10 protein-coding genes and 1 tRNA gene are annotated in these 7,700 nt (G+C 53.8%); 7 read left to right on the top strand and 4 right to left on the bottom strand.

The genetic code is table 11. The annotated features are described in order from the left end of the window. Nucleotides 1-78: 78 nt before the first annotated feature. From VGM61_RS05895 to VGM61_RS05880, 4 genes are all read left to right on the top strand, one after another. A tRNA-Leu gene (locus VGM61_RS05895) sits at nt 79-163 on the top strand. Nucleotides 164-628: 465 nt separating this feature from the next. Then, nucleotides 629-1,384: a hypothetical protein gene (locus VGM61_RS05890; RefSeq protein WP_331521806.1), complete on the top strand. Its 756-nt coding sequence runs from the start codon at nt 629-631 to the stop codon at nt 1,382-1,384. A gap of 4 nt (nt 1,385-1,388) precedes the next feature. Next, nucleotides 1,389-1,700: an STAS-like domain-containing protein gene (locus VGM61_RS05885; RefSeq protein ID WP_331521805.1), complete on the top strand. Its 312-nt coding sequence runs from the start codon at nt 1,389-1,391 to the stop codon at nt 1,698-1,700. A gap of 31 nt (nt 1,701-1,731) precedes the next feature. After that, nucleotides 1,732-2,256 carry a hypothetical protein gene (locus VGM61_RS05880; RefSeq protein ID WP_331521804.1) on the top strand — a complete coding sequence of 175 codons (525 nt, stop codon included), beginning with the start codon at nt 1,732-1,734 and terminating at the stop codon, nt 2,254-2,256. Nucleotides 2,257-2,677: 421 nt separating this feature from the next. On the opposite strand, the gene VGM61_RS05875 is transcribed toward VGM61_RS05880, so the two are convergent. Both VGM61_RS05875 and VGM61_RS05870 read right to left on the bottom strand, forming a co-directional pair. Then, nucleotides 2,678-3,232: a TIR domain-containing protein gene (locus tag VGM61_RS05875; RefSeq protein ID WP_331521803.1), complete on the bottom strand. Its 555-nt coding sequence runs from the start codon at nt 3,230-3,232 to the stop codon at nt 2,678-2,680. Further along, a complete protein-coding gene (locus VGM61_RS05870; RefSeq protein ID WP_331521802.1) occupies nt 3,232-3,927 on the bottom strand; it encodes a macro domain-containing protein in 696 nt (231 codons plus the stop codon). The genes VGM61_RS05875 and VGM61_RS05870 overlap by 1 nt, the downstream gene beginning before the upstream one ends. Before the next feature lie 369 nt (nt 3,928-4,296). Here VGM61_RS05870 and VGM61_RS05865 point away from each other — a divergent pair, with 369 nt between their 5' ends. Further along, complete coding sequence (locus tag VGM61_RS05865) at nt 4,297-4,929, top strand: hypothetical protein (RefSeq protein ID WP_331521801.1); 633 nt, start codon at nt 4,297-4,299, stop codon at nt 4,927-4,929. 198 nt (nt 4,930-5,127) lie between these two features. Further along, nucleotides 5,128-5,358, top strand: coding sequence for a hypothetical protein (locus tag VGM61_RS05860; protein WP_331521800.1), 231 nt, complete (start codon nt 5,128-5,130; stop codon nt 5,356-5,358). A gap of 299 nt (nt 5,359-5,657) precedes the next feature. Here the strand turns inward: VGM61_RS05860 and VGM61_RS05855 are convergent, their stop codons facing one another. Then, complete coding sequence (locus VGM61_RS05855; protein WP_331521799.1) at nt 5,658-6,416, bottom strand: SDR family oxidoreductase; 759 nt, start codon at nt 6,414-6,416, stop codon at nt 5,658-5,660. A 20-nt stretch (nt 6,417-6,436) separates the two neighbouring features. Continuing rightward, complete coding sequence (locus tag VGM61_RS05850; protein ID WP_331521798.1) at nt 6,437-6,838, bottom strand: nuclear transport factor 2 family protein; 402 nt, start codon at nt 6,836-6,838, stop codon at nt 6,437-6,439. Between the two features lie 228 nt (nt 6,839-7,066). Here VGM61_RS05850 and VGM61_RS05845 point away from each other — a divergent pair, with 228 nt between their 5' ends. Then, a complete protein-coding gene (locus VGM61_RS05845; RefSeq protein WP_331521797.1) occupies nt 7,067-7,660 on the top strand; it encodes a TetR/AcrR family transcriptional regulator in 594 nt (197 codons plus the stop codon). Nucleotides 7,661-7,700: the final 40 nt, after the last annotated feature.

The raw sequence follows: 7,700 nt of genomic DNA, 5'->3' as shown, positions 1-7,700 counted from the left end.
GCCGCACCCGCGCAGAAGGACGTCCCGCCGGCTTCCCAGGAGCCCGCAAAGAAGTAAAATAGCGGTTCGAAAAGTTTAGCCCAGGTGGCGGAATTGGTAGACGCACTACCTTGAGGTGGTAGCGGTGAAAACTGTAGGGGTTCGAGTCCCCTCTTGGGCACCAATCTAGGTATGGGATGCGCTTGCAAGCCTATACCCGCGAAGAACCCGCCGCTAGGCGGGTTTTTTGTGGACTGTTTTGCGCTATCGGATTCTAATTGCGTCTAAGGGGGGCGGACGTTCTCACGTTCTGCTTCGTTTATCATGCAAGTTGCACGGATGCATTTTTCATAACTTAATGAAAAATAAAAAGAAACTGCATGAGCATAACCGAGCTCGAAGAGAACTCCGGCGGCTCCGAGAATTGGTCCGGCGGAAGTCTCGGCGTTTCAAGCCAAAGGAACGTCCAAAAATTGTTGAAATCAACGGCGAAGTCACACTATATGCACCAAGGACCATTTGTCTAAACGAGCCGGTGTATCACGAGGCTATCGCGGTCTTTTTAAGACATGCTCGCGCGAGGTTTCAAGGCGGATGTAGAAGCATTTGCATAGATTTCAGCCGGACGAAGCATCTCAGACCTGAGGGTATGCTTCTGTTGTATGCGGAACTTGATCGTTTAATCAGGACTTACCCCCATCAAGTCCGCCGTTGCGCCCCCTCTTACGATGCCGTAGTCGGACATGTTTTGGAGCATTTAGGCGTATATGGATGGTTTGGATACACAACAGCAATGCCGCCACAAGGTGACAACGTAGTCGCTTGGCAAGCTGCGCATGCAGTCGATGTCGATGGCACAATTTTTGGTGAGCTATTGGAATCTATGATGTCAACGGAGCGCGCGGGGAATTTGTTTCGCGGCGTCTCTGAAGCGATCACTAATGTTGCCAATCATGCTCACATCGCGGCCAGGGATGATGGTCTAAACTTGCCGCCAACCAAGGAGTGGTGGATGTTTGTTCGTGATGATGGCGAAAGCTTGTATGTCGCGGTGTGCGATCTTGGAGTTGGCATTCCAGGTTCTTTGCCGGTACTGCACACGACTGAAGTCCTGCAGAGCGTGTTTTCAAGGATGTTTGGAAACACACGGTCGACGGATGGCCGTATGATCCAAGCAGCACTTCGACTAGGTCGTACACGTACGGCTTTAGAGCATCGAGGAAAAGGTTTCCCTGACATATTGAGGGTCCTTGATCCGGAACCTAAAGGTGAAATCGCGATCTATAGTAACCGTGGTCGCGTCATGTACAGAGCACCAGAACTCGAACCAGAGATGACTCGTCAGACCTTTAAAGATTCGATACTTGGCACAATCATTGTTTGGAGCTTTCCCCGCAAGGGTTAACAAAATGACGAAAGATATCAATGTCAATGTTGCCCGTGACTTTAGTCGCTTTCCCGCTGGGCGGTATAGAGCTGATGGACGTTTCAGTGGCGAAGCTTTCCGTGAGGAATTCCTGGTGCCTCGGCTACAGGATTGTGATCATGTAACCGTCGAGCTCGACGGCGCACTGGGGTATGGCTCCTCATTTTTGGAGGAAGCTTTTGGTGGTCTTCGTCGTGCTGGATTCCCCGTAGACGATCTTCACCGCAAGCTCCGTTTAGTTTCTAGTGATCATTCATTGCTGTCAGAGATTCAGTCATACCTCAGGGGCGGCTAGCATTGGATGACGACAAGGGTTCAATCTCGCAATGGCCTTTCTTCACTTGTTAGGCACGATAACGACGTGGCTTCTTGTTGTTATCGGATGGATGATTGTTGCTGATCAGCAGGACTATCGAGAGATCCGAAAGGATCGATCTACGCGTCTGAACGATTTGAGGAAGGAACTCGCCTCTTGGGAGAGGGAAGTACTTGAATTTCATCAGAGTTCGCAATTTGACACTTCAAAGGCTCGATTGGTTGTTAGGGCCTTCTCTGCGATCTCTCGGGAAATTTCGATTCTTATCGCATGTGATTTTGTGACTTCTAGTTGCGAAGACAAAGTCATTGCTCTCCGTAAGGCTGCTACGAGTACTAACTTCGACCTAACTAGTTTCCAGCAATTGACCGCTGACTCACCGTTGATTGGCGAGATCATGGTGACTCGCGACGAACTGGATGCAAAGCTCGTCGAGGCACTGACGCAGACAATCACACAAAGTCGATCCTTGAAGGCGTCGTTTACCAACGCTAAGAACAAGATCTGGGGTGTATCCCACCAGCGCGAAGATTGACGGGTCATTACACGTGCGCGCTGCCTCAAATGGGCACTTCACTCCATTCGTTACTAAAGTAGGCACAGTGGGTGGCGTGGAGACGTTAAGGGTTACTGCTAGCACTGACCTTATGCTTGATGACGCAAGCAACGAACCAATGAACATTACCTTCCTCGCGCCGATTGTCTCTCCAAGGCCAGCGCTTTCACTCGTGCCTACCCTGGGGGGAGTAAAAAAGTTTTCCAAGTAAGTTGCTTGTATACGCGAGTGAAGTTTTTTCCTGTGTCCGCACATTAGATGTAACAAAGTTGATCCAACGTGGTCGCAATACCGAGCGAACCTGACACGTGTACCGGATGAATGTCGGCACGCGTGTCGATTAACTGTATTTGTCTTTCGGTGCCTCTTGGTCGGTAGTCTCTTCTTGGACTAACTCCCGTTACATGCCGAACGATTGATAGGCCTCGGCATCGTAATATCCCAGTCCGCCACCTTTGGGAAGGTTGTCGTGAGTGAAATGCTTGGTGGCGTCGAGTAGTGCATTCTTGTTGAATGGGATATGAATCACGCTCGCCGCTCCATTATTGATGCGCGCCGCAAGAGCCTGTGGCCAGTAACTGACGAATGCGGTGGGGGCGAAGATGGGGACAGCCACTTGCGTGTATGTGGCAATGATAGGTAAGCCGTAGTCATCGACAGCTTTGGCAATCTCAAAGGGGACCCAGTCTGTGTCAAGACGAGTCGTTTTCCCCAAGATAAGCACCAGATTCTTAGATTTGCTGAGCCGCTCCATCAACGACCGGCGGAGAGTCTCGCGTGAACTGGAGTCCCGCACAGCAGAGACTTTGTCGTGGCTATTGATCAAGGTGAAGTCGATGTCTTTATGTTCCGACCACGCCTTCATCAGATTGTAGTAATCGATATCGGAGTTTCCACCTGGGATGTTGGTGCCGTCAGCATGAAAGGCGATGTAGGTCCCGTTTCGATAGGCCATTATTTTTCGCTCCAATATTTCTTGACATCTCGTAGGTCCACATCGTCGAACCTGTCCCGATGAAGAACGATACGTATTCTTCCCGCTATCTCTTTCTCCTTTGTCTTGGTGATCGCTGACAGGATGAGCAGGTTGAGCAGATCGCGCGTGGGCAGACCGATTCCGGAAAGACCGCTGCCGACCAATGGCAAATTGACTGGGCGTCCTCCCGCCTCGATGCGCGCACGGCCCCACGCCTCGCCAAGGGCGGACCACAAAAGCGTTACGTCTGACGACGCTTTAGAGGTCTGGGGGTCCGAATGTGTAAGCACAAAAAGTAGGTATGCGTCCTGATTTACACCAACTACTGCTGTTGTTCCTATCGCGTAAGCCTTGGTCTTGCCCTCCGTCTTTGCGGTTGTATTGAACGCGATCCCTTTTAGTTCTTTATCGACTTGTAAGTCGAAAGACTCCGGGTGCCCTCCGAAACAGCGCTTCAAGAAAAGTCCATGCAGGCTTTTGTCCGAAACTGGCTTGCCAATCTCGCTGTCGAAATGGTCATTAACCGAAATCAGACGGATGCCGTCCTGTTCAAAGAGGTCCCCGAATAGGATTTCTAAGCATGTGTTTGAATTTGGAATGGGCAATGCAACTCGCGACGGCTTGAAGATTTTTTCCAAGCCGCCCACCACTCCCAGCAGGGCGATAATCGTCATGGGCACAGAGCCCTCGATCTTTACCGTTGGAAGTAGGAAAGTGATCGTCTTCGTCGCAGTGAAAATCAAGCTATAAGTTGTGAATACACTTATAGCCGCTTTGCGCGGCGATCTTTTAATTGCCCGCCATAGGTCTTTTAGCCAAGTCACTTACCCGTGCCTATGCCGCTACCCATCGTGGCGCGTGCCCAAAGCCAGCCGCTCATAGTTTCCCCGATATCTCCCCTGTGTGGCCGCGACTATACTCGCTCGCCTGAATATTGTCGGGCTACGGCGCCAGACCGCCGTCTCGCTGCTAGGCTTATCTCGTCTAGCAGACAAGGGGCAGAAATGCTGGCTACTACATGGCTTGCAGAATGGGCGGGTACCATGAGTTTCATCAAGGATTTGATCGTTGCCGTGGCGGCCATAGTGACGTCCACTGTGGCCGTCGTGACGGCAACCGTAGCTTGGAAGGGTTTAAGTCGCTGGAAGCATGAACAGGCTGGCAAGGTTCATTTCGAGGTCGCGCGGCAACTTGCGCGTGCGACATACCGGTTGAGGGACGCAATGAACGACGCACGGAACTCGTTCACTTCCGCCGCCGAATTTCCGCCAGATTACGACGCAATGAACGATATGGGTGAGGAGAAAGCGAAGGCTTGGGCTCACGTGTTCACAAATCGCTTCGCCCCGCTACGCGAGGCAGTTTCGGAACTTCAGACCATGGGCCTTGAGGCCGAAGTGCTTTGGGGCGACGAAGTGAAGCAAAAGGTCACCGCGCTAGTTCAATGCGTTGGTTTGCTACGTTTCGCCATGCAAGAGAATGTCTTCTACATCGCCATGAGCGAAGAAAAACGCGCTAGGTACGAAAAGATATACGGCAAGTACGAGGAGATGGTACATGGATCGACAGACGTTGAAGAGGACAAAGGCGAATTCACCGAGCGAGTTAGGAAAGCGCTAGGTGATATGCAAGCTTTGCTGAAAGCGCACTTAGTCAAATTCCGGCTTGAAGGGTAAGCTTTGCTATCAAGGCTTGGATGGCGTGTGCAATCGGTAGCTCTGGCTTGTGCTGGCAGCACCAAGGGTGCGCTGAGCCCTTTGTGGCCACAGGCGGGCGGCCGCACTCGCGTTCGACATCCTGGCGGGAGGAAGTCTCGGTCCCTGAGACTTTAGCCGGATACCTTACGGGCGCCGCCAAAGGATCAAGGATGCGCGATGCAAAAGGTCGAGATCTACAGATTCCGCAAGTACGACATCAACAGCGACACATGGGTCGAGTCGCGCCGATACGGCACTCACTTGGCGATCGTCGAGCTTGGGGGCAAGCCAATGGGAAACACCCTTATTGCAGTGGATGCTTCCATGGTAGGGCAGACGGTCTCACTGCGCCCGGCTTCAACCCGAACCCGCAGGTTGGTTTCCCGCGCAGCGTTAAGGGCGATTTGAGTTGCGGTTGAGGCCTTGCGCTGCGTGCAATGTGCCGGCCTACTACGGCGGCCGGTGCAGCCGTGTGGCTACAAGGGTAAGGGCAGGCAGGGCAGGCGGCAGCCAACGCCTGGGCGCTACCTTGGGCTGCCGGGCATCTTGGAGGGCTTCGCAGGGTTGTCGGTAACTTTGGCGGTAACACCGTCAGTGGCGGGTGGAAGCCATTGATAGCGTTGGCTTGTAGATGCCCCTCTTGGCACCAATAAAAAAACCCGCCGACAGGCGGGTTTTTTTATGCCTAAAGCTCGGCATTCGACAAGTCACCCACCACCAAAAATCGCAAGCGCCTGCTCATTGAATCCATTCACGAAGCCATGCTCTTCCACACCAACATTCCCACGGAACGGTTTGGCGGCATCGACCACGATCTCATCGGAATCCGTGCCAAGAATCGCTATGGCTTCGGCGATGAATTGATCCAGCGGCATCGCCTGCTCAGCTTCCTGGCTATTCATGAGTTCGGTACGTACCCACGGCGGAGCGATTTCAAGCACGCGAACCGACGTATTCCGAAGCATGAAGCGTTGCGACAGTGCATAGGAATGAATCGCTGCCTTGGTCGCTGAATAAACGCCGGTGACGGCCAGCGGCACGAAGGCGAGCACGGAACTTAAATACGCTACAACGGCCTTGTCCCTGGTCTTCAGATGATCGATCAACGCCGACGTCATACGGATCGGTCCGTATACGTTTGTTGACATGGTCGAGGTCAGCAGCGTTTCGTCGATCTTTCCTGCAACGGTGTCAGCTTGCATGATGCCGGCATTGTTGATGAGGACATTCAAGCCAGGGTGGTCAGCGATCAACTTCGCCGCGACGCGGTCGATGCTGGCGGGATCGGTGATATCCAGTTCTATCGCTTCCATGCCGGGATTGGCGGCGATCACGGCATCGAGATGGCTACGCCGGCGTCCGGCGATGATGACCTTGTTGCCCAGCTTATGCAGCGCTTCGGCGAGTCCGCGGCCGATGCCCGAACCGCCGCCGGTAATGAAGACGGTGTTGCCGTTGAGTTTCATGAAAATTTTCCTTGATAAGTTCAGGCGGGAAAGCGATTACCGAACATGGGCAATCCGCTTTTGGATTCGGCTGGTGTTGCTTCGTCTTGCAATACATCCCAGTGCTCGGCGAGCTTGCCGTCTTCGATACGCACGACATCTGCCGCGATCCACGCCGCCGGACGGCCCATGCCGGAGAAGCGTCCATGCACGATCACGTAATCCCCTTCGGCCATGATCAGGTCATGCTCATAACGCAGGGTGTTGGGGACGGTGCGAACGAGGTTGAGCAGGCCGTCGCGGCCCGGCTCGATATGCGCGCTGTGCTGGATGTATGTATCGGACCAAAAGCGCTTGGCGGCTTCGTAGTCACGCTTGTTGAACAACGTGTCGAACGCCTCGAGCACGAGGGCCTTGTTCTGTTCGGGCGATGTCTTTGACATGGTCGTTCCTCTTCGATCGCTGCTGGTTCAAGTAACGAGGCGCTCGAGTGCTGATTCGTCGGTGCCGTCCTTGAGCCGGGCGTTTGGTTGCCTGGCGTCAGGATGGCCTTACAATGGTGATCACCATTGACGTAAGCTAGGATGATCCCGCTACTGACCATTGTCAATGGTGATCACCATTGTATTTTTGAGGCGAGTCGCAGACAGACCGCCGGAAGGAGTCGATATATGGGTGTTTCCAAGCAGCAAGCTATTGAAAACAAAAGGGCTATCGTCGCAGCTGCGGAAAAGCTGTTCCGCGAGCGGGGGGTGGCTGCAGTGGGGCTTTCAGAGCTGACCAAGGCCGCCGGCTTCACCCAGGGCGGCTTCTACAACCACTTCAAGTCGAAGGACGCCCTGGTTGCCGCGGTCATGGAGAAGGCGATGGAAGACGGTGCGGCCGCGCTCGTCGCCGGCATCCAGGCGTCGAAGGCGGAGAAGACTGACGCCATGAAACAGTTTGTCCAGTGGTACCTGTCTCCCATGCACCTGGACAATATCGAGGGCGGATGTCCACTGACAGCGTTCGCGGGTGACGTACGGCGTCTGGGCAAGGAATCGCGGCAATCCTATGCACGCGGGCTGGCATGGAATTTCGATCAGCTGGCGGGCATGCTCAAAGGCGAAAGCGCGGGAGAGAAGAGAAAAAAGGCCATCACGCTTTTCAGCCAGATGGTCGGTTCGCTGGTGCTTTCACGTGCCGTCGCCGAAGCTGATCCTGCCCTTGCTGACGAGATACTCAAGGACGGGCGTGAGGAGTTACTGCAATCCATCAAGGCTTGAACAGGGTAGGCCGAGTTTTTGGTGATGCGCCTTGGGGCAC

The sequence above is a fragment of the Pinirhizobacter sp. genome (assembly GCF_036499745.1).
Classification (GTDB): domain Bacteria; phylum Pseudomonadota; class Gammaproteobacteria; order Xanthomonadales; family Rhodanobacteraceae; genus Pinirhizobacter.
Note: the sequence above shows the minus strand (reverse complement) of the source record. Positions and strands in the feature narration are given on the sequence as shown.